The sequence below is a fragment of the Hydrogenophaga taeniospiralis genome (assembly GCF_020510445.1).
Classification (GTDB): domain Bacteria; phylum Pseudomonadota; class Gammaproteobacteria; order Burkholderiales; family Burkholderiaceae_C; genus Hydrogenophaga.
In genome coordinates this window covers 4,007,424-4,025,869 of record NZ_JAHBAG010000001.1, presented here as the reverse complement: position 1 = coordinate 4,025,869, position 18,446 = coordinate 4,007,424, and the positions used below count along the sequence as shown (strand labels likewise).

18 protein-coding genes and 1 tRNA gene are annotated in these 18,446 nt (G+C 65.9%); 12 read left to right on the top strand and 7 right to left on the bottom strand.

Features of this window, described 5'->3' with window-relative positions; all coding sequences use genetic code 11:
• Positions 1–5: 5 nt before the first annotated feature.
• The 4 genes from KIH07_RS19330 to KIH07_RS19315 all read right to left on the bottom strand — a co-directional run bounded on the left by KIH07_RS19330 (position 6) and on the right by KIH07_RS19315 (position 3,656).
• Positions 6–512, bottom strand: a complete 507-nt coding sequence (locus KIH07_RS19330) for a peptidylprolyl isomerase (RefSeq protein ID WP_226493507.1) — start codon at positions 510–512, stop codon at positions 6–8.
• 2 nt (positions 513–514) lie between these two features.
• Complete coding sequence (locus KIH07_RS19325; protein ID WP_226494763.1) at positions 515–1,072, bottom strand: peptidylprolyl isomerase; 558 nt, start codon at positions 1,070–1,072, stop codon at positions 515–517.
• Between the two features lie 50 nt (positions 1,073–1,122).
• On the bottom strand, positions 1,123–2,451 hold the full coding sequence (locus KIH07_RS19320) for a L,D-transpeptidase (protein WP_226493506.1): 1,329 nt from the start codon (positions 2,449–2,451) through the stop codon (positions 1,123–1,125).
• Between the two features lie 176 nt (positions 2,452–2,627).
• Positions 2,628–3,656 (bottom strand): tetratricopeptide repeat protein, encoded by a 1,029-nt coding sequence (locus tag KIH07_RS19315; protein WP_413465779.1) that lies wholly within the window; start codon positions 3,654–3,656, stop codon positions 2,628–2,630.
• Between the two features lie 306 nt (positions 3,657–3,962).
• Between KIH07_RS19315 and cysS the strand changes: the two genes are divergently transcribed.
• From cysS to KIH07_RS19270, 9 genes are all read left to right on the top strand, one after another.
• The gene (cysS, locus tag KIH07_RS19310; protein WP_226493505.1) at positions 3,963–5,348 is read left to right on the top strand and encodes a cysteine--tRNA ligase; all 1,386 of its coding nucleotides are present in this window, start codon (positions 3,963–3,965) and stop codon (positions 5,346–5,348) included.
• Positions 5,348–5,998 carry a DNA-3-methyladenine glycosylase family protein gene (locus tag KIH07_RS19305; RefSeq protein ID WP_226493504.1) on the top strand — a complete coding sequence of 217 codons (651 nt, stop codon included), beginning with the start codon at positions 5,348–5,350 and terminating at the stop codon, positions 5,996–5,998. The genes cysS and KIH07_RS19305 overlap by 1 nt, the downstream gene beginning before the upstream one ends.
• Before the next feature lie 136 nt (positions 5,999–6,134).
• Positions 6,135–7,124, top strand: a complete 990-nt coding sequence (locus KIH07_RS19300; RefSeq protein ID WP_226493503.1) for an acetyl-CoA carboxylase carboxyltransferase subunit alpha — start codon at positions 6,135–6,137, stop codon at positions 7,122–7,124.
• A gap of 7 nt (positions 7,125–7,131) precedes the next feature.
• Positions 7,132–8,106 (top strand): tRNA lysidine(34) synthetase TilS, encoded by a 975-nt coding sequence (gene tilS, locus KIH07_RS19295; protein ID WP_226493502.1) that lies wholly within the window; start codon positions 7,132–7,134, stop codon positions 8,104–8,106.
• Positions 8,107–8,207: 101 nt separating this feature from the next.
• Positions 8,208–9,488, top strand: coding sequence for an aspartate kinase (locus tag KIH07_RS19290; protein WP_226493501.1), 1,281 nt, complete (start codon positions 8,208–8,210; stop codon positions 9,486–9,488).
• Between the two features lie 66 nt (positions 9,489–9,554).
• Positions 9,555–9,647 (top strand) — tRNA-Ser (locus KIH07_RS19285).
• A gap of 453 nt (positions 9,648–10,100) precedes the next feature.
• On the top strand, positions 10,101–10,721 hold the full coding sequence (locus KIH07_RS19280) for a DUF1326 domain-containing protein (RefSeq protein WP_226493500.1): 621 nt from the start codon (positions 10,101–10,103) through the stop codon (positions 10,719–10,721).
• 71 nt (positions 10,722–10,792) lie between these two features.
• The gene (locus tag KIH07_RS19275) at positions 10,793–11,425 is read left to right on the top strand and encodes a DUF1326 domain-containing protein (RefSeq protein ID WP_226493499.1); all 633 of its coding nucleotides are present in this window, start codon (positions 10,793–10,795) and stop codon (positions 11,423–11,425) included.
• 24 nt (positions 11,426–11,449) lie between these two features.
• A complete protein-coding gene (locus KIH07_RS19270) occupies positions 11,450–12,229 on the top strand; it encodes a DUF2182 domain-containing protein (protein ID WP_226493498.1) in 780 nt (259 codons plus the stop codon).
• Between the two features lie 70 nt (positions 12,230–12,299).
• Here the strand turns inward: KIH07_RS19270 and KIH07_RS19265 are convergent, their stop codons facing one another.
• The 3 genes from KIH07_RS19265 to KIH07_RS19255 all read right to left on the bottom strand — a co-directional run bounded on the left by KIH07_RS19265 (position 12,300) and on the right by KIH07_RS19255 (position 15,024).
• The gene (locus tag KIH07_RS19265) at positions 12,300–12,758 is read right to left on the bottom strand and encodes an RNA-binding S4 domain-containing protein (RefSeq protein WP_226493497.1); all 459 of its coding nucleotides are present in this window, start codon (positions 12,756–12,758) and stop codon (positions 12,300–12,302) included.
• Positions 12,759–12,776: 18 nt separating this feature from the next.
• On the bottom strand, positions 12,777–14,219 hold the full coding sequence (locus KIH07_RS19260) for a sensor histidine kinase (protein WP_226493496.1): 1,443 nt from the start codon (positions 14,217–14,219) through the stop codon (positions 12,777–12,779).
• Between the two features lie 115 nt (positions 14,220–14,334).
• Positions 14,335–15,024 carry a response regulator transcription factor gene (locus KIH07_RS19255; protein ID WP_226493495.1) on the bottom strand — a complete coding sequence of 230 codons (690 nt, stop codon included), beginning with the start codon at positions 15,022–15,024 and terminating at the stop codon, positions 14,335–14,337.
• Positions 15,025–15,231: 207 nt separating this feature from the next.
• Here KIH07_RS19255 and KIH07_RS19250 point away from each other — a divergent pair, with 207 nt between their 5' ends.
• The 3 genes from KIH07_RS19250 (at position 15,232) to KIH07_RS19240 (ending at position 18,344) form a co-directional block, all read left to right on the top strand.
• The gene (locus KIH07_RS19250) at positions 15,232–16,191 is read left to right on the top strand and encodes a Bug family tripartite tricarboxylate transporter substrate binding protein (RefSeq protein WP_226491669.1); all 960 of its coding nucleotides are present in this window, start codon (positions 15,232–15,234) and stop codon (positions 16,189–16,191) included.
• Between the two features lie 80 nt (positions 16,192–16,271).
• Positions 16,272–16,820 carry a tripartite tricarboxylate transporter TctB family protein gene (locus KIH07_RS19245; RefSeq protein ID WP_226493494.1) on the top strand — a complete coding sequence of 183 codons (549 nt, stop codon included), beginning with the start codon at positions 16,272–16,274 and terminating at the stop codon, positions 16,818–16,820.
• 30 nt (positions 16,821–16,850) lie between these two features.
• Positions 16,851–18,344 carry a tripartite tricarboxylate transporter permease gene (locus tag KIH07_RS19240; RefSeq protein ID WP_226493493.1) on the top strand — a complete coding sequence of 498 codons (1,494 nt, stop codon included), beginning with the start codon at positions 16,851–16,853 and terminating at the stop codon, positions 18,342–18,344.
• Positions 18,345–18,446: the final 102 nt, after the last annotated feature.

Genomic DNA, 18,446 nt, shown 5'->3' with positions numbered 1-18,446 from the left:
GTGCGTCAGAGGGCGACCGCTTTTTCGATCACCACATCGTCCTTGGGCACATCATCGTGGAAGCCCTTGCGGCCGGTGGTCACCGCTTCGATTTTCTTGACGATGTCGGTGCCGGAAACCACTTTGCCGAACACGGCGTAGCCCCAGCCCTGCGCACTGGGCGCGGTGTGGTTGAGGAAGCCGTTGTTGGCGACGTTGATGAAGAACTGCGCGGTGGCCGAATGCGGGTCACTGGTGCGGGCCATGGCCACGGTGTAGCTGTCGTTCTTCAGGCCGTTGTTGGCTTCGTTGTTGATCGGCTGGTCCGTGGGTTTCTGGTTCATGCCGGGCTCAAAGCCGCCACCTTGCACCATGAAACCGGGAATGACGCGGTGGAACACCGTGTTGTTGTAGTGGCCCTTGTTCACGTAGGACAGGAAGTTGGCGGTCGACAGCGGCGCCTTTTCGGCGTCGAGTTCGAGGGTGATGACGCCAAAGTTGGCGATGTGCAGTTCGACTTGGGGGTTGGCCATGTTCATTTCTCCAGAGTGGCTTTGAGGATGGTGACGGGGGACTTGGGCCAGTTCTGTTGCATGCCCTGACTGCCGACCGGAACGAGCTTGATTTTGTCAACCACGTCCATGCCGGCGGTGACCTTGCCAAAAACGGCGTAACCATAGCCGTCCGGGCTGGGGGCATTCAGTCCGGCGTTGTTCACCACATTGATGAAAAACTGTGCGGTGGCCGAGTTGGGGTTGGAGGTGCGGGCCATGGCGATGGTGCCGCGGTCGTTTTTCAGACCATTGCTGGCTTCGAGCGGAATGGGCGAACGGGTTGTCTTTTGCTGGAGATCGGTACCGAAGCCCCCACCCTGGATCATGAAGTTGTCCATGACCCGATGGAAGACCGTGCCGTCGTAGTGTTTGTCCTGCACGTACTGCAGGAAGTTCTCCACCGTCTTCGGCGCTTTGTCGGGGTAGAGCTCCAGCACGATGTCGCCCATGGAGGTGCTCAGCCGCACTTTGGGGAGCGCACTGGGCGTTTGTGCCGCAGCAGGGAAGGCCAAGGCGCACAGGGCGCTGGCGGTCAACATCGTGGCCAGTCGGCGGCGCAGTGGGCTGGCCAGAGGGGGGAGGCGGTCCATCAGGTGTTTCCTTCAAAAAAAATCTTCCACTGGTCGCGCTCGCGGGCCCAGTACTGGCGCTTGGTCACTCCACGTGTCTGGCCTTGCGCCACTTCGCCAAAGGTGACCACCATGGTGTCCTGGCTGTCGCGCCAGCGCAGCATCGACACTTCTTTGAGCTGCAGGTCGCGTGCTGCCCCGGCGCTGCGAAGTTCACCTTCCACCCGCGGCCACCACTGGGAAAAATCACGCCCCTGGTTCTGGAAACGGTTGGAATAGAACCCTTTGAGGTCGTCCAGTTGGCCCTGGCTCTTGGCGCTGCGCCAGGCCTCGAGCGCCGCTTCGAACGACTGGCGTTCAGCGTCCAGCGATTCGGGCGTGACCCAGTCGAGCGACGGTGCGATGACCACCGGCGTGGTGCGGATCTGCACCGTGGACAGCAGGCGCTCCAGATCGGGGTTGGACAGCACCACGCAGCCGTCCGAGGCCAGCGGCGCGCGCACGAACTGCTCACGGGGTGTGCCGTGCAGCCAGATGCCGCTGCCGGTCTTGCCCCGTTGAACATCCAATGGATTCGGGTAGTTGATGGGCAGCGCGCCAACGCCGTACAGATCGGGCAGGTTGTCGGGGTTCAGGTTGCTGGTGATGTAGTAGACCCCCAGCGGGGTGCGCTTGTCGCCTTCGACAGCCTTTTCGATGCCCTGCAAGCCCACCGAGATGTAGAAGTCGCCCAGCAGGCGCAGGTGGGGCGCGGCAAAACCGTCGGCCCCAGGCCGGGCCGTTGCGAGGTTTTCGAACAGGTACAGGCGCGAGCGTGAGGCGTCCACGGCGATGGCGTGCCGGCTCTGTGACGACAGGGCCAGAAACTGGGCCGGGATGCTGCCCTGTGGAGGGCGTTCGATGAGCGCGCGCAGACGGCGGCGCGACTCGTCGCGCAGAGCCGCCAGTTGCTCCGCCGCGGCCTGCGCCTTGGTGTCGGGCACATCGCCCAACTGACGCACCGGCCGCGCCTGCAAACTCAGCAAATCGCCATGGACCAGATGGGCCAGGTGGAAATTGGGGTGGTCTTCCACCAGCACGGACGCCTTGCGCAGCGCCTCACGGTGTTGTCCCTGGCTGATCAGTCGATAGATGTCGATCAGCCGTGCTTCGGCCTGTCCCAGCAGAGGCAGGACTTCCTGGAGCGCTTCGCCGGACAACGGCCTGGCCTGCAGTCCCGACGAGGTGCCTGCCGACAGCTGATGGGCTGCGTCCTGCACCTTGGCCAACGCGCTGTCGAGGAGCGAAGGCCGTTGTGTGACGGCAGCGAGTACGGGCTGTGTCTGCGCGGTACCGGCTGCGGGCGTCAAACCGACCGCATCCGTTGGGCCGCGGGTCACGCAGGAAGAGAAGAAAAAAAGCAGGATCGCAGAGACGGCGAGCGTGACCAAGCCGGCAACCGGGCGCCGCACACCGCCGAACCCCGAATTCAGGTAGGCGGCGGGGACACTGGCATGCCCTCTCTGGAAATACCGCCGACCGGCCATCAGGAACCCGTGGATTCGCGCACGATCAGCCAGCGGTCGCCTTTCTTGACCATATCGAGCGACTTGCGGCCGCTGACATTGATGTTGTCTGAACTGTAGGCCTGCTGGAACCGCGCGGTGGCGCGCTCACCCTGCACGGAGACGGACAGATCGCTGATGCCCACGTCGATGCGGGTGCGGGGCACGATGCGGGCCTTGCGGTCGGCTTCCCAGTCGCTGCGCGACTGGCCCTTGGGCGGTGTGAAGCTGGGCGCGTAGGCACCCAGATAGCTCTGCATGTCCTTGCTCGACCAGGCCTTGGCCCAGGCTTGCACCGCGGCTTCGACGTCGTTTTTCTCGCCGCTGGTCGCCACGGGGGCGGCGGCAGGCGCTGGTGCTGGCTTGGTGGATGCGGCGGACGGAGGAGTCACGGGGGAGGTGACCGCCGCCGCGGTGGCGGGGCGAGCGCTTTTGGTGTCAGCCGAAAAGAGGTTGCGGATCAGGCTCAGCTTGGGGGCGACACCCGTGTTGCCCGAATCCAGCTGCAGGGCCTTGCTGTAGGCCTGGCTGGCCAGCTTGGCATACACGTCGCCCAGGTTTTCGTGGGCGGTGGCGTAGCTCGGGTTGGTGCGGATCGCCATTTCGAGTGCGGCGCGTGCCTTGTCAAACTGGCTCTGACCGGCGTACAGCACAGCCAGGTTGTTGTAGGGCTCGGGCAGCTCGGGATAGTCCTCGGTCAGCTTGCTGAACGTTGCGATCGCATCGGTGGGCTTGCCGCTTTCGGTCTGGATCACGCCCTTGAGAAAACGCATCTGGGCGTCGCGGGGCTTGTTGGCCAGGTGCTGATCGGCTTTGGTCAGGGCTTCGCTGAATTGTCCTGCGCGCATGAGGCGATTGACCTCGGCGTAGTCGTCGGACTGGGCCATCACCAGCGGAGCGCTCAAGGCCGCCGAGAGGGCGACCGACATGGCCATCAGACGCAGAGGCTGGGTGACCGTGGCACGGGTGCCGCTGCGAAATTGCGCTTGCAGGAAAGACGGGGTTTTCATGGGGTGGGGCATGGGACCTCAGATGGCGAAAGCGGCGGACCAAAGACGGTGGGCGGACCTGCAAAACATCACTATAGCGCCCATCGAGACACGGTCATGCTGCCTGGGGCTGGCTATACTGACAGATTGTATCTGAGGGGGTAAGTCCAATGGCTACCTGACGCGAGGGGTGCGCCCCGCATCCCGTCGTGTGGTGGCCGGCCCAACCCATTGCCGCGACCGGCGCTTTCCCAATGCATTGCCGATGCGCCGATGGCCAGTGGGTTCAACGGTCGCAGCGCATCCAACCCGTGTGGTCCGTTTCCCATGACTTTGAGCATTTTCAATACCCTGTCCCGACGTGTGGAGGCCTTTGAGCCTCTGGAGCCAGGCCATGTGCGCATGTACGTGTGCGGCATGACGATCTACGACTTCTGCCACATCGGTCATGCCCGCATGATGATGGCTTTCGACGTGGTGCAGCGCTGGCTCAAGGTCAGTGGTTACCGTGTGACCTACGTGCGCAACATCACGGACATCGACGACAAGATCATCAAGCGTGCGCTGGAGCGTGGCATCACCCTGCGGGCCCTGACCGACGAGATGACCGCCGCCATGCACGAGGACATCGGCGCGCTGGGCATCGAGCCACCCAGCCTGGAGCCGCGCGCCACCGAGTATGTGCCCCAGATGCTGTCGCTGATTGGCACGCTGCAGGGCAAGGGGCTGGCCTACCAGGCCGACAACGGTGACGTGAACTTCGCCGTGCGCAAGTTCGATGGCTACGGCAAGCTTTCGGGCAAATCGCTGGACGACTTGCGGGCTGGCGAACGGGTGGCGGTGGCTGCCGACAAAAATGATCCGCTGGATTTCGTGCTCTGGAAATCGGCCAAGCCCGACGAGCCCGCGGAGGCCCGGTGGGACAGCCCGTTCGGTCCGGGCCGCCCGGGTTGGCACATTGAGTGCTCGGCGATGAGTTGCGCCACGCTGGGTGAAACCTTCGACATCCACGGTGGGGGCGCCGATCTGCAGTTCCCGCACCACGAAAACGAGATCGCCCAGTCGGAGGGGGCCAATGGCAAGCCGTTGGCGCGTTTCTGGGTGCACAACGGCTTCGTTCGTGTCGACAACGAAAAGATGTCCAAGAGTCTGGGCAATTTTTTCACCATCCGAGAGGTGCTGCAGAAATACGACCCGGAGACGGTGCGTTTTTTCATTCTGCGTGCCCACTACCGCAGTCCGTTGAACTACAGCGATGTGCATCTGGACGATGCGCGTGCGGCACTCAAGCGCCTGTACACCGCACTCAGCCTGGTGCCGGCCGTGGACGCCCCGATCGACTGGAGCCAACCGTTTGCCCAGCGCTTCCGTGCCGCGATGGACGAGGATTTCGGCACGCCCGAGGCGGTGGCCGTGCTGTTTGATCTGGCGGGCGAGGTCAACCGCAGCCGGGATGCGTCGCTGGCGGGCCTGTTGCGGGCGCTGGGTGGCACCCTGGGGTTGCTGCAGGCCGATCCCGGGGCGTATCTGCAGGGGGGCGGCGCGGCGGCGGGCGGCCTGGATGAGGCCGCCATCCTGGACCTGATCGCCCAGCGGGCTGCGGCCAAGCAGGCCCGCAATTTCGCTGAAGCCGACCGCATCCGCGAGGCCTTGCAGGCGCAGGGGGTGGTGCTCAAGGACAGTCCGACCGGCACCATCTGGGAGCGTCACTGATGGCCTCGTCCGTCCTGCCCGACGTCGGTCCCGAGGCGCCTGATTACTGGGTTGAAGCCTGCCGCCATTTGATGAAGCGCGACCGCGTGATGAAGAAATTGATCCCGCTGCATGGCGGCGTCAGTCTGCAGTCGCGCGGGGATGCCTTCGTCACGCTGGCGCGCAGCATCGTGGGCCAGCAGATATCGGTCAAGGCCGCGCAGTCGGTCTGGGACCGCTTTGCCGTGCTGCCAAAGAAGATGCTGCCATCGCAGGTGCTCAAGCTCAAGGTGGACGACATGCGCGCGGCCGGCCTGTCGGCCCGCAAAGTGGAATATCTCGTCGATCTGGCGCTGCACTTCGCCAACAACCAGGTGCATGTGGATGCCTGGGAAGAGATGGACGACGAGGCCATCATCGGTGAATTGGTGGCCATTCGTGGCATTGGCCGCTGGACCGCCGAGATGTTCCTGATCTTCCACCTGATGCGTCCCAACGTATTGCCAATGGACGATCTGGGCCTGCAAAATGGCATCAGCCGCTGTTATTTTTCGGGCGAACCCGTGAGCCGAAGCGAGATTCGCGAAGTGGCGGCGACCTGGGCGCCATTCTGCAGCGTGGCGACTTGGTATATTTGGCGCTCGCTGGACCCGGCCCCCGTGGCCTATTGAGGAACCCCATCCCCCCGTTGCTCGCTCACTTCGTGTAGCCGCATACCCCCTCCAGGCGGTGGCACCTGCGGCCCGGCAAAGCCGGTTTCGCGGTGTCCCCCTGAGGCAATTCGTCAAAGACCAGAGGAGTCGACTCTTGGCCAAAAAGAACTTTCTCGACTTCGAGCAACCCATTGCCGAACTCGAATCCAAAATCGAAGAACTCCGTTATGTGCAGACCGAGTCCGCGGTCGACATCTCGGCGGAAATCGAACAGCTGTCGGGCAAGAGCCTGCAGCTCACCAAGGACATCTACAGCAGCCTCACGCCCTGGCAGATCACCAAGATCGCGCGCCACGCCGACCGGCCGTACACGCTGGACTACGTGCGCGAGATCTTCACGCACTTCCAGGAGCTGCACGGTGACCGCCATTTTTCGGACGACCTCTCCATCGTTGGCGGTCTGGCCCGGTTCAATGGCCAGCCCTGCATGGTGCTCGGGCATCAGAAGGGACGCGACACCAAGGAGCGTGGCCTGCGCAACTTCGGCATGACCAAGCCCGAGGGCTACCGCAAGGCGCTGCGCCTGATGAAGGTGGCCGAGAAGTTCAAGCTGCCGGTGTTCACCTTCGTGGACACGCCGGGCGCCTACCCCGGCATCGACGCCGAAGAGCGCGGCCAGTCCGAAGCCATTGGCCGCAACATCTTCGAGATGGCGCAACTCGAAGTGCCGATCATCTCCACCATCATCGGTGAAGGCGGTTCCGGCGGTGCGCTGGCGATCTCGGTGGCCGATCAGGTGCTGATGCTGCAGTACTCGGTGTATTCCGTGATCAGCCCCGAAGGTTGCGCATCGATCCTCTGGAAAACCAGCGACCGCGCCAGCGATGCGGCCGATGCGCTGGGCATCACCGCGCACCGCCTCAAGGCGCTCGGGCTGGTGGACAAGATCGTCAACGAGCCGGTGGGTGGCGCGCACCGCGACCACAAGCAGATGGCCGCGTTTCTCAAGCGCGCGCTGACCGATGCCTGGCGCCAGGTGGCCGACCTCAAGGTCAAGGAACTGGTGGACCGCCGCTACGCGCGCCTGAACAGCTACGGCCGTTACACCGACACCAAGGCCGACAGCAAGCAGGAAAAACGCTGAGGTGACCATGGCCGCACCGTTGCCCAACCCCTGCGAGCAGGCGTTGGCCCAATGGTGCGCTGGTGAGCGGTCCATGGCGGCGCCCTCGCTGGTGGCCGTGGCTTATAGCGCCGGCGCCGATTCCACCGCCTTGCTGCTGGCCGCGTGGCAGCGCTGGCCCGGGCGGGTGGTGGCGCTGCACGTGCACCACGGCCTGCAGGCTGCGGCCGATGGCTTCGAGTCCCATGCCCGGGGTTTCTGTCTGCAGCATGGCATCGAATTGCGGGTGGCCCGGGTCGACGCGGCGCATGCACCTGGTCAGAGCCCCGAAGACGCGGCGCGCGTGATGCGCTACCGGACACTGGCCGACATGGCCCAACAGGCGCGGGCCGCATGCGTGTTGCTGGGACAGCACGCCGACGACCAGGCCGAGACCCTTCTGCTCGCGCTCAGCCGGGGCTCGGGTCTGCCGGGGCTGGCGGCCATGCCCGAGCGGTTCGAACGGCACGGTGTGCGCTTCGGCCGCCCGTTGCTGGCTTTGGCGAGCCAGTCCTTGCGCGATTGGCTTGGGGCCACCGGCCATGCTTTCGTGGACGACCCGAGCAACAGCGACCAGCGCTTCACGCGCAACCGCATCCGCGCCGTGCTCATGCCCGCTTGGGAGGCGTGTTTTCCGGGGTTTCGGACGCAGTTGGCGCGCAGTGCCCGACACGCCGCCCAGGCACAGGTGCTGCTCGATGATCTGGCGCGCCTGGACCTGGCCGAGACCGGCTCACCACCGGCCATCCGGGCGCTGCAGCGCCTGACGCCCGAACGCCAGGCCAACGCCTTGCGCCACTGGCTGCGCGGCAGCGCGGGCGTGGCGGCGAGCGCGGCGCAGCTCGATGAGCTGTTGGCGCAGATCGCCCACTGCAGTACGCGTGGTCATCAGATCCGCCTCAAAGTCGCCACGGGGTTTGTGGTCCGGGACGGTGACCGGCTGCGTTACACCCCGCCGATATAATTGATCGGTTTTGCCCGGAGCCCAACGGCTCGACAGAACACGTGGCCGCTGCGGGTCACACCGACTTCCAACAGATACACACCCAACCCCGATCCAACCCGATGGCTTTGATTGTTCACAAGTACGGCGGCACCTCCATGGGGTCCACCGAGCGCATCCGTAACGTGGCCCGGCGCGTGGCCAAGTGGCACAAGGCCGGCCACCAGATGGTGGTGGTGCCCAGCGCCATGAGCGGCGAGACCAACCGCCTGCTGGGCCTGGCCAAGGAACTGGCCCCGGCCAAGACCGACAGCGCCTACGGCCGCGAACTCGACATGCTGGCCGCCACCGGCGAGCAGGCGTCCTCGGCGCTGCTGGCCATTGCCTTGCAGGCCGAAGGCCTGGAGGCGGTGAGCTATGCCGGCTGGCAGGTTCCCATCAAGACCAACAGCGCCTACACCAAGGCACGCATCGAGTCGATCGACGACGTTCGCGTGCGCGCCGACCTGAGTGCGGGCAAGGTGGTCATCGTGACCGGCTTCCAGGGCGTGGACCCGGATGGCAACATCACCACCCTGGGCCGTGGTGGCAGCGACACCTCGGCCGTGGCCGTGGCCGCGGCGCTCAAGGCCGCCGAGTGTCTGATCTACACCGACGTGGATGGCGTGTACACGACCGACCCGCGCGTGGTGCCGGAAGCGCGCCGCCTCTTGCGTGTGAGCTTCGAGGAAATGCTGGAGATGGCCAGCATGGGCAGCAAGGTGCTGCAGATCCGCTCGGTGGAATTCGCCGGCAAGTACAAGGTGCCCCTGCGCGTGCTCTCCAGTTTCACGCCCTGGGACATCGACCTGAATGAAGAAGCCGCCTCCGGCACCCTGATCACTTTTGAGGAAGACGAAGAAATGGAACAAGCCGTCGTTTCCGGCATTGCCTTCAACCGCGACGAAGCCAAGATCTCCGTGCTCGGCGTGCCCGACAAGCCCGGCATCGCGTACCAGATCCTGGGTGCGGTGGCCGACGCCAACATCGAGGTCGACGTGATCATCCAGAACCTGAGCAAGGACGGCAAGACCGACTTCAGCTTCACGGTGCACCGCGGCGAATTCCAGAAGGCCATGGACCTGCTCAAGAGCAAGGTCGTGCCCGAGCTCGGCGCCGCCGATGTGGTGGGCGATGCGCGTATCTGCAAAGTCAGCATCGTCGGCATCGGCATGCGCAGCCACGTGGGTGTGGCCAGCCGCATGTTCAGGTGCCTGAGCGACGAAGGCATCAACATCCAGATGATCTCCACCTCCGAAATCAAGACATCGGTCGTGATCGACGAGAAGTACATGGAGCTCGCCGTGCGTGCCTTGCACCGCGAGTTCGATCTGGACCGCGCCGACGACAGCCTCGCTGGCTGATCGGGGCCGAAGTTGCATGGTTCACCCACGGGAGCCCCGGCAACTTGAGGCATAATAGAAGGCTCCGGAGCGATGACCGAGTGGCCGAAGGTGCTCCCCTGCTAAGGGAGTATGGGGTGTAGAGCCTCATCGAGGGTTCGAATCCCTCTCGCTCCGCCACAGATGGGTTTCAGGATTCTTCAAAAAGATCCGTGGAACCACCTAAAGACCCCGCAGTGCGGGGTCTTTTTTTTTACCGCTGCGTCCATGTGCCGCCAACCCGTTCCGGGGCGTGTTCGGGGCACACTCCAGTGACACCGCAGGACATGGCTGGTTTCGGTGCTGTGTGATGTGCAGGGTGTTAGCCCTGGCGGCTATCAGCAGTACTTCGTCCGGCGCGCCCAAGGCAACAAGCGGCGCCACATCGGTGATGACACCTTGTTGGTTCACATCAAAGCCATTCACCCTCGGAGCCACGGCAGCTACGCAGGCCTCGGGTATGGAAGGAGTCCGCTGCGCCCGATCTCAGGGAGTTGGCGACTGGATTGATGTTCGCCTGGCGAAGGACTATTATGAGTGCCGCCCGAGACCGACCTGGGATCACCCCGGGCCACCGAGCAGCGGGGAAGGACCATGCAGGCATGGAACTTTGAGGCTGACTATTTCACGGCTTGCAACTGCGACTGGGGTTGCCCCTGCAACTTCAACGCCCGACCGACGGAGGGTCGGTGCATGGGCTGGGGGGCGTGGGCCATCCGCAGCGGCCGCTTCGGCAACGTCTCACTCGATGGCGCGCGGTTTGCCCTTTACTACAAGTTTCCGGGCCGGGTCGAGGAAGGCCAGGGCACAGCCTGCGCGTATGTCGATAGTCGGGCCACGGCGGCGCAGCAGCAGGCCCTTGAGCAGATTGGCATGGGCAAGGCCGGCGGCGGCATCTTTGCCCTCTTCGGCTCCGAGCTGGTGACCACCTGGCTGCCGGCCAAGCGGGCGGCCATCGATTTCGAGCTGAACGACGGCCGCGGGCGGGTGGTCATCGACCGCTACGGAGCGGCCGACAGCGAACTGCTGAGCTACCCCGACGGCACAGTGATCCGCCCGACCGAAGACCTGCCGCACGGCATCGAGTTCAAGCGTGGGTTGATGACCAATGCCCGGCGCTGGTGGTGGCGTGACGATGACCTGCTGGCGAGCTACGCGGACAAATACGGCGCCGTCGCGACGGTGCGCTTCACGCAGGAGGGCTGCGTGGGATGAATCGCTGGGGTATGTCGTCGGCCCCGGCTGCCTGCGGACACCGTGACGACCCAACTTCAAGGAGACAAGACATGGCATACGCAAACTGGCGCCTCGAAGGCGAATGGCTGAAGAACTGCACTTGCGCCTATGGCTGCCCATGCGACTTCAACGCCCGACCGACGCAGGGTCATTGCATGGGTTTCCTGGGCATGCGCATCACCAAGGGACACTTCGAGAACACGAGCCTGGACGGCGTGACCTTTTTCGCCGTCGTGTCCTTCCCGGGCCCACTGCACGAAGGCAACGGCCAACTGCAGCCGATCATCGACGAGCGCGCCAGCCCGGCCCAGCGCGAAGCGCTGTTCAGCATCATGTCGGGGCAGAACTCGGCCGAAGGCACGCTGTTTCACATCTGCAGCCTGATCGTGACCAAGATGCACGACCCGATCTTCGCGCCGATCACGCTCGAGTTCGACGAGGTCGCGCGAAAGGCGCGCCTGGTGATCCCCGGCGTGCTCGAGAGCGAGGTCGAACCGATCAAGAACCCGGTCACCGGCGCCGACCACCGCATCCAGGTCGTGATGCCCGAGGGCTTCGAGCACCGCGTCGGCGAGGTGGCTTCTTCGAACATCCGCAGCAGCGGCGCCATCAAGTTCGAAACCCAGGGCGGGCACAGCACGCTGGCGCATGTCGTGCAGACGCCGCAGGGCGTGGTGGCCTGAGGCTCACGCACGCAAGGCACCGCCGTGACGGCAGGCACGCTGCTCGAAGGGGCGCTGCGACGCGAGCGCGTCCTCGTCGTCGGCTGCCTGCTGTTCGTGATCGCCTTGTCCTGGGCCTACCTGCTCACGGGTGCCGGGATGATGGAGGAAATGGGCGACATGCTGATGCCCATGAGCAGCGGGCCGTGGACGCCAGGCCATGCACTGCTCGTGCTGGCGATGTGGGCCGTGATGATGGCCGCGATGATGCTGCCCAGCGCCGCGCCGATGATCCTGCTGCATGCAACGCTGGCGCGGCGCCAGGGCGAACGCGGCGCGCCGGCCGCAGTCTCGGGCGCCGTCGCGGCGGGTTACCTCACCACCTGGGCCGTCTTCAGCCTGGCGGCGACGACGCTGCAATACGCGCTCGAGCAAACTGCGCTGCTGTCGCCAATGATGCAGACCAGCAGCCGCGTGCTCGCCGGTGCGGTGCTGATCTCCGCCGGGCTGTACCAGTGGGCGCCGCTGAAGCAGGCCTGCCTGCGCCATTGCCGCTCGCCGCTCGACTTCGTCATGACCCACTGGCGCCCGGGTACGCGCGGCGCATTCGCGATGGGTCTGCGCCATGGCACCGTCTGTGTCGGCTGCTGCTGGATGTTGATGCTGCTGCTGTTTGTCGGCGGTGTGATGAACCTGGCCTGGATTGCCGGCATCGCGATGTTCGTGCTGGTTGAAAAACTCAGCCCCGCCGGACATTGGATCGGCCGCGGCGCCGGTGTGCTGCTGATCATCTGGGGTGTTGCGACGTTGTTCGCCGCAGCCTGATACTTTCGTCAGCGGTTTCTGGCGCAGCAGCGACATCGGCAGCGTGGATGCTGACCGCTTCTACAGCGGCTCAACTCTCGTCGTCCAGTGAGGCGCTCCAGCGCTGGTTCCAGGGCACCCCCTGCTCGGGGCTTCGCAGGTCTTCGATGTGGCGCCGGTCGCGTTTGGTGGGTCGGCCCTGGCTCAGGCTCTGCGCCGGTTCGGGCGCCAGCCGGCGCTGTTCGGCCTCGGCCAGGCGCTGGGTCACCGATTCGGCGGTCTCTTCGTACAGCTGTGCGGCCACCGGCGCCGGGCCACGCACGCCGCTGAGCGCGCGCACCACCACGGTCCGTGTGACCGGGCCGGTGCGAATTTCCAGGGTGTCGCCGGGCTTGACGTCGCGCGAAGGTTTGACCGGCTGGCCATTGAGGCGCACGCGACCCTTGTCGATTTCTTCGCAACTGAGGCTGCGCGTCTTGTAGAAGCGCGCAGCCCAGAGCCATTTGTCGAGCCGGATCTTGCCGTCGCCGGATGCCGTGGGTTCTTTCATGCGATCTCTGAGGTGTGTTCAGGTTCTGGCGAGGGGCAGACGCACCGTGGCGTCCAGCCCCTGAACCTTGCCGTGGGATTCCCGGTTGACCAGGTCGATGCTGCCGCCCAGCGAGAGCACGATGCCATGGCAGATGGCCAGCCCCAGGCCGGACCCCGAGCCCAGGCCATCGGTGGATGGCCGCTGGTCGGTGGCGAAGGGTTGGAACAGCCGCTCGCGCAGGGTAGGGGAAATGCCCGGGCCGCTGTCGCTGATGGTGAGTGCGGCGGTCTGTGCATCGGTCACGAGCGCGACGGCGAGCCGGGAGCCTTGCGGGGTGTTCTTGATGGCGTTGTGCAGCAGGTTGCGGCTGAGTTCGCGCAGCGCCCATTCGTGCGCGCGTACCGGGGCGGCATGCACGTCGAGCGAGAAGTCCAGGGAGCGCTCGGCGATCAGGGGCGAGAGGTCCAGGCTCACCGTGCGCACCACGGTGGCCCAGTCGATCAGCGGCGCATCCTTCTCCTGACGCAACTGCTCCACCTTGGCCAGTGCCAGCATCTGGTTGGCGAGTTCGGTGGCGCGCTCCACCGTGTGGCCGATTTCCTCCAGGGCCTGCTGCGGCGCCACATCGCCGCGGCGGGCCGACTGCACCTGGGTCTTGAGAACGGCCAGCGGCGTGCGCAGCTGGTGCGAGGTGTCGCGCACGAAACGCTTCTGGTGCTCCAGCAACTGGGCCAGGCGTTGCATGTGCTGGTTGGTGGCCTCGATCAGGGGCAGCAGTTCGCGCGGCGCGCTGCCGGTGGGCAGGGGCGAGAGGTCGTTTTCGCTGCGGGTTTCCAGGGCGTGGCTGAGCGCGCGCACCGGCCGCGTGGCGCGTTGCACCACCACCACCACCACCAGCACGATCACGATCACCAGCACGGCCTGCCGCCACAGGGTGTCGATCAGGATCTGGCGCGCCAGCGTCTGGCGCAGCTCCAGCGTCTCGGCCACCTGGATGGTGGCCATGCCCTGTCCGGCCACGCCGGCCACGGGCTGCAGCAGCACCGCCATGCGCACCGGGTCTCCGCGGTATTCGTCGTCGTAGAAATGCACCAGCGCGGCGTAGATCTTTTGCTCGGGCAGGGGCAGCCGTGCCGCGGGCAGGTCGTCAAAGCCCGACACCATCTCGCCGTTGAAGCCGCTGACACGGTAGTAGATGCGGCTACGGTTGTCGGCCTCGAAGGCCTCCAGTGCGGAGTAGAGCAGGGTGGACTGCACGTGCACCCGGTCACCCTCGCCCGCGACCTGCAGCTGTTCGCTCAGCGACTTGGCCGAGGCCAGCAAGGTGCGGTCGTAGGCGGTGTCCGCCGCGGCCAGCGCCTGGCGGTAGAGCACCACGGTGTTGACCAGCACGAAGCCGAACACCGGCAGCAGGATGCCCAGCAGCAGCACGCGCCGCAGCGAGGGCAGCACCGAACGTGGGGGGGCAGCGTGCTTCATCCTGGCGCGCTTCGCACGAAGCGGCACCAACCCGGGAACACCGCGGAACCGGCTTTGCCGGGCCGCAGGTGTTGCCCCCTTGAGGGGGTGGCGCGAAGCGCCGCGGGGGTGAGCTTCATACTGCGGCCTTGAGCAGATAGCCCAGGCCGCGCAGTGTGACCAGCTGCGCGCCGGTGTGGGCAATCTTCTTGCGCAGGCGGTAGGCCACGACTTCGATGGCCTCGGGCTGCACATGGCCCTCGCCCGGGAACACCAGTTCGAACAGGCGTTCCTTGGCAATCGCGTGGCCGGGCCGGCCCAGCACGGCGCGCAGCAGGGCCAACTCGCGGGGCGCAAGGTCCAGCGGCTGGCCCTCGAAATACACCGCGCCGCTGTCCTTGTCGGCGTGCATGCCGCACCAGGTGGCCGGTTTGGCGCCGGACGGCGAGGGTGCGTCCGCGTTGCTGACGGCGCGCCGCACCAGTGCCCGCACGCGGGCTTCGAGCTCGTCGAGGTCAAAGGGTTTGGGCAGGTAGTCGTCGGCGCCCGTGTTCAGCCCGATGATGCGGTCGCCCACGGTGCCGCGCGCGGTGAGGATGATGACCGGGGTGGTGAGTCCGGCAGCACGTGCATCGCCCAGCACCTGCAGGCCGTCGCGGCCGGGCAGGCTCAGGTCCAGCAGCACGGCGTCGGGCAGGCTGGCCTGCCACAACGCCAGGGCACGATCACCGTCACCACAGGTCAGCACCTGGATGCCGCGGCGTTCAAAACTGCGCTGCAGCGTGGTCTGCATCGCGGGGTTGTCTTCGATCAGGAGCAGTTTCATGCTGCGCCGATTATCAGCGCGTGTCGCCCGCCGTGAGGGGCCACGCAGCGCGGGCCGCAAACGATCCGCCGCCGGGCCGCCCCAAGGCGGAGCGTGGGGGCTCATGCCTTCCTCTGCCGCCTAGGGTTTGCCCTAGGGGAATCGACAGCCGATTGACAGCGCCAACAGGGAACATACGTGGGTCCTGCATTCAACAAGGAGACAAGCATGCGTCGCGACACCTTCCTGAAGTCCCTGGCCGCCATGGCCGCCGCTGGAGCCCTGCCCAACCTGGCCTGGGCCAACGCCAACATCAAGATGATGATCCCCGCCAACCCGGGCGGTGGCTGGGACGGCACCGGCCGCGCCCTGGGCGAAGCCCTGCGCGACGCCGGCGTGGCCTCCTCGGTCACCTTCGAGAACAAAGGTGGCGCGGCCGGCGCCATCGGCCTGGCCCAGTTCTACAACGCCAGCAAGGGCGACCCCAACGCCCTCATGGTCATGGGCGCGGTCATGCTCGGCGGCCTGATCACCGGCAAACCCCCGGTGTCGATCACCCAGCTCACGCCCATCGCACGCCTGACCACCGAATACAACGTGTTCGTGCTGCCGGCCAACTCGCCCTTCAAGAGCATGAAAGACGTGGTCGAACAGCTCAAGAAAGACCCCGGCAGCGTCAAATGGGGCGGCGGCTCGCGCGGCTCCACCGAACACATCGCGGCCGCGCAGATCGCGCAGTCGGTCGGCGTGCCCGCGGCCAAGATCAACTACGTGCCCTTCCGTGGGGGTGGCGAGGCCACGGCGGCCATCCTGGGCGGCAACGTCACGGTGGGCGGCAGCGGCTACAGCGAATTCCAGCAATACATCGACAGCGGCAAGATGAAGGCCGTGGGCATCACCTCGGGCCAGCGCGTGGCGGGCATCAACGTGCCCACGCTCAAGGAGCAGGGCATCGACGTGGAGATCGGCAACTGGCGCGGCGTGTACGGCGCACCGGACATCACGCCGGCGCAGCGCGACGCGCTCACCGAGATGATCGTCAAGGCCACCAAGAGCAAGGCCTGGGCCGAAGCGCTGAAGAAGAACAACTGGACGCCCGCGCTGCTCACGGGCAAGGCCTTCGACGAGTTCGTGGACCGCGACTTCTCCGCGCTGCGGGCCACCATGGTGCGCGCCGGCATGGTGTAAGCACCGGTCCCGATCGCACCGAACATGGCGGCTGCGGCGTTCGCGTCGCGGCCGCGTTGATTTCCAGACAGGAGACGCACATGCAAACCACCAACCCAGGGGCCCCGGTGCCCCAGGACCCGCAACGCCCCGATCACCGCCCCGGCCAGTTGGCCCTGGGCATTGCCGCCGTGTTGCTGGCCGTCGCGCTCGCCTACGGCGCGGCCAACATTCCGTCGGGCGCGGGTTACGCGGGTGTGGGCCCCGATTTCCTGCCTTGGTTGGTGTCGGCCGCCATGGGGCTGTGCGGCGTGCTGCTCATCCGGGAGGTGCGCGCCGGCGGCTACCGCAACATGGAAGAGCCCTCGGGCGCGGCGCGCGGCGACTGGCACGCCATGGCCTGGGTGTCGGCCGGCATTCTGGGCAATGCGGCGCTCATCACCACCGTCGGCTTCGTGCTCAGCTGCGCGCTGTGTTTCACGCTGGCCGTGCGCGGCCTGCGCATCAGCGAAGGCAAGCCCGGCGGCAACGCCATGCAGACGGTGAAAGACGTGGTGATCGGCATGCTGATCTCCACGCCCACCTTCTGGCTGTTCACCAAATTCCTCGCCGTCAACCTGCCGGGCCTCACGGGCACCGGCTGGCTGTGATCTCCGCGACGGGTCCGAAAGGAATTCACCATGCTTGAACTCTGGAACAACCTCATGGGTGGCTTTGCCACCGCGGGCACCCCCATCAACCTGCTGTGGGCGCTGGCCGGCTGCGCCTTGGGCACCGCCATCGGCGTGCTGCCCGGCCTGGGCCCGGCGGTCACGGTGGCCATGCTGCTGCCCATCACCGGCCAGGTGGAGCCCACCGCGTCGATGATCTTCTTCGCCGGTATCTATTACGGCGCCATGTACGGTGGCTCGACCACCTCCATCCTGCTCAACACCCCGGGCGAGACCGGCACCATGGTGACCGCGCTCGAAGGCTTCAAGATGGCCAAGAGCGGGCGTGCCGGTGCGGCGCTGGCCACCTCGGCCATCGGCTCGTTCGTGGCGGGCTCCATCGCCACCGTGCTGGTGACGCTGTTCGCGCCCTTCCTGGCCGAGTTCGCCGTGAAGCTCGGGCCCCCCGAGTATTTCTGCCTGATGCTGCTGGCCTTCACCACCGTGAGCGCCGTGCTGGGGCAAAGCTCGCTGCGTGGCATGACGGCGCTGTTCCTGGGCTTGGCGCTGGGCCTGGTGGGCATGGACCAGATCACCGGCCAGGTGCGCTACACGGGTGGCGTCATCGAATTCATCGACGGCGTGGAAGTGGTGCTGGTGGCCGTGGGCCTGTTCGCGGTCACGGAGGCGCTCTACAACGCGCTCTACGAAGGCAAGAGCGAAGCCAGCATGAACAAGATGAACCGGGCGCACATGACGAAGACCGAGTGGCGCCGTTCCTGGCCCGCCTGGCTGCGCGGCACCTTCATCGGCTTCCCCTTCGGCACCATCCCAGCCGGCGGCTCCGAAATCCCGACCTTCCTGAGCTACGCCACCGAGCGCAAGCTGGCCGACCCTGAATACAAGAAGGAATTCGGAACCACCGGCGCGATCGAAGGCGTGGCCGGCCCCGAGGCCGCCAACAACGCGGCCGTGACGGCCACCCTGGTGCCGCTGCTCACGCTGGGCATTCCCACCTCGGTGACGGCGGCCATCCTGCTGAGCGCACTGCAGAACTACGGCATCAACGCCGGGCCGCAGCTGTTCCAGACCTCGTCGGCCCTGGTGTGGGCGCTGATCGCCTCGCTCTACATCGGCAACGTGATGCTGCTGGTGCTCAACCTGCCCATGGTGGGCCTGTGGGTCAAGCTGCTGAAGATCCCGAAGGCGCCGCTGTACGCCGGCATCCTGATCTTCGCGACCGTGGGTGTGTACGGCATGCGCCAGAGCTCGTTCGACCTGTTCGTCATGTACGGCCTGGCGCTGTTGGGCGTGGCCCTGCGGCGCTTTGACTTCCCGACCGCGCCGGTGATCGTGGGCCTGATCCTGGGCCCGCTGGCCGAGGCGCAGTTCCGCAACGCCATGTCCATCGGCGAGGGCAGCTGGACGGTGTTCTTCCAGCGCCCGATGTCGGCCACGCTGCTGGCCGTGGTGGCCCTGGTGCTGATCACGCCGCGCGTGCTGGCCTGGCACCGCCGGGCCTGAGGTTGGCAAAAAAAAAAGCGGTTCCGGCATGCGCTGGAACCGCAAAAAATCACGCGCCTCTGATGGGCATCGCCCCGCGTGACCCTCGGAGCACAGTCAAGA

Bases quoted from the DNA above. Each gene is read 5' to 3' on its own strand.
- KIH07_RS19330 (WP_226493507.1), bottom strand. From the start codon at position 512: ATGGCCAACCCCCAAGTCGAACTGCACATCGCCAACTTTGGCGTCATC.
- KIH07_RS19325 (WP_226494763.1), bottom strand. From the start codon at position 1,072: ATGTTGACCGCCAGCGCCCTGTGCGCCTTGGCCTTCCCTGCTGCGGCA.
- KIH07_RS19315 (WP_413465779.1), bottom strand. From the start codon at position 3,656: ATGAAAACCCCGTCTTTCCTGCAAGCGCAATTTCGCAGCGGCACCCGT.
- cysS (WP_226493505.1), top strand. From the start codon at position 3,963: ATGACTTTGAGCATTTTCAATACCCTGTCCCGACGTGTGGAGGCCTTT.
- KIH07_RS19305 (WP_226493504.1), top strand. From the start codon at position 5,348: ATGGCCTCGTCCGTCCTGCCCGACGTCGGTCCCGAGGCGCCTGATTAC.
- tilS (WP_226493502.1), top strand. From the start codon at position 7,132: ATGGCCGCACCGTTGCCCAACCCCTGCGAGCAGGCGTTGGCCCAATGG.
- KIH07_RS19290 (WP_226493501.1), top strand. From the start codon at position 8,208: ATGGCTTTGATTGTTCACAAGTACGGCGGCACCTCCATGGGGTCCACC.
- KIH07_RS19280 (WP_226493500.1), top strand. From the start codon at position 10,101: ATGCAGGCATGGAACTTTGAGGCTGACTATTTCACGGCTTGCAACTGC.
- KIH07_RS19275 (WP_226493499.1), top strand. From the start codon at position 10,793: ATGGCATACGCAAACTGGCGCCTCGAAGGCGAATGGCTGAAGAACTGC.
- KIH07_RS19265 (WP_226493497.1), bottom strand. From the start codon at position 12,758: ATGAAAGAACCCACGGCATCCGGCGACGGCAAGATCCGGCTCGACAAA.
- KIH07_RS19260 (WP_226493496.1), bottom strand. From the start codon at position 14,219: ATGAAGCACGCTGCCCCCCCACGTTCGGTGCTGCCCTCGCTGCGGCGC.
- KIH07_RS19255 (WP_226493495.1), bottom strand. From the start codon at position 15,024: ATGAAACTGCTCCTGATCGAAGACAACCCCGCGATGCAGACCACGCTG.
- KIH07_RS19250 (WP_226491669.1), top strand. From the start codon at position 15,232: ATGCGTCGCGACACCTTCCTGAAGTCCCTGGCCGCCATGGCCGCCGCT.
- KIH07_RS19245 (WP_226493494.1), top strand. From the start codon at position 16,272: ATGCAAACCACCAACCCAGGGGCCCCGGTGCCCCAGGACCCGCAACGC.
- KIH07_RS19240 (WP_226493493.1), top strand. From the start codon at position 16,851: ATGCTTGAACTCTGGAACAACCTCATGGGTGGCTTTGCCACCGCGGGC.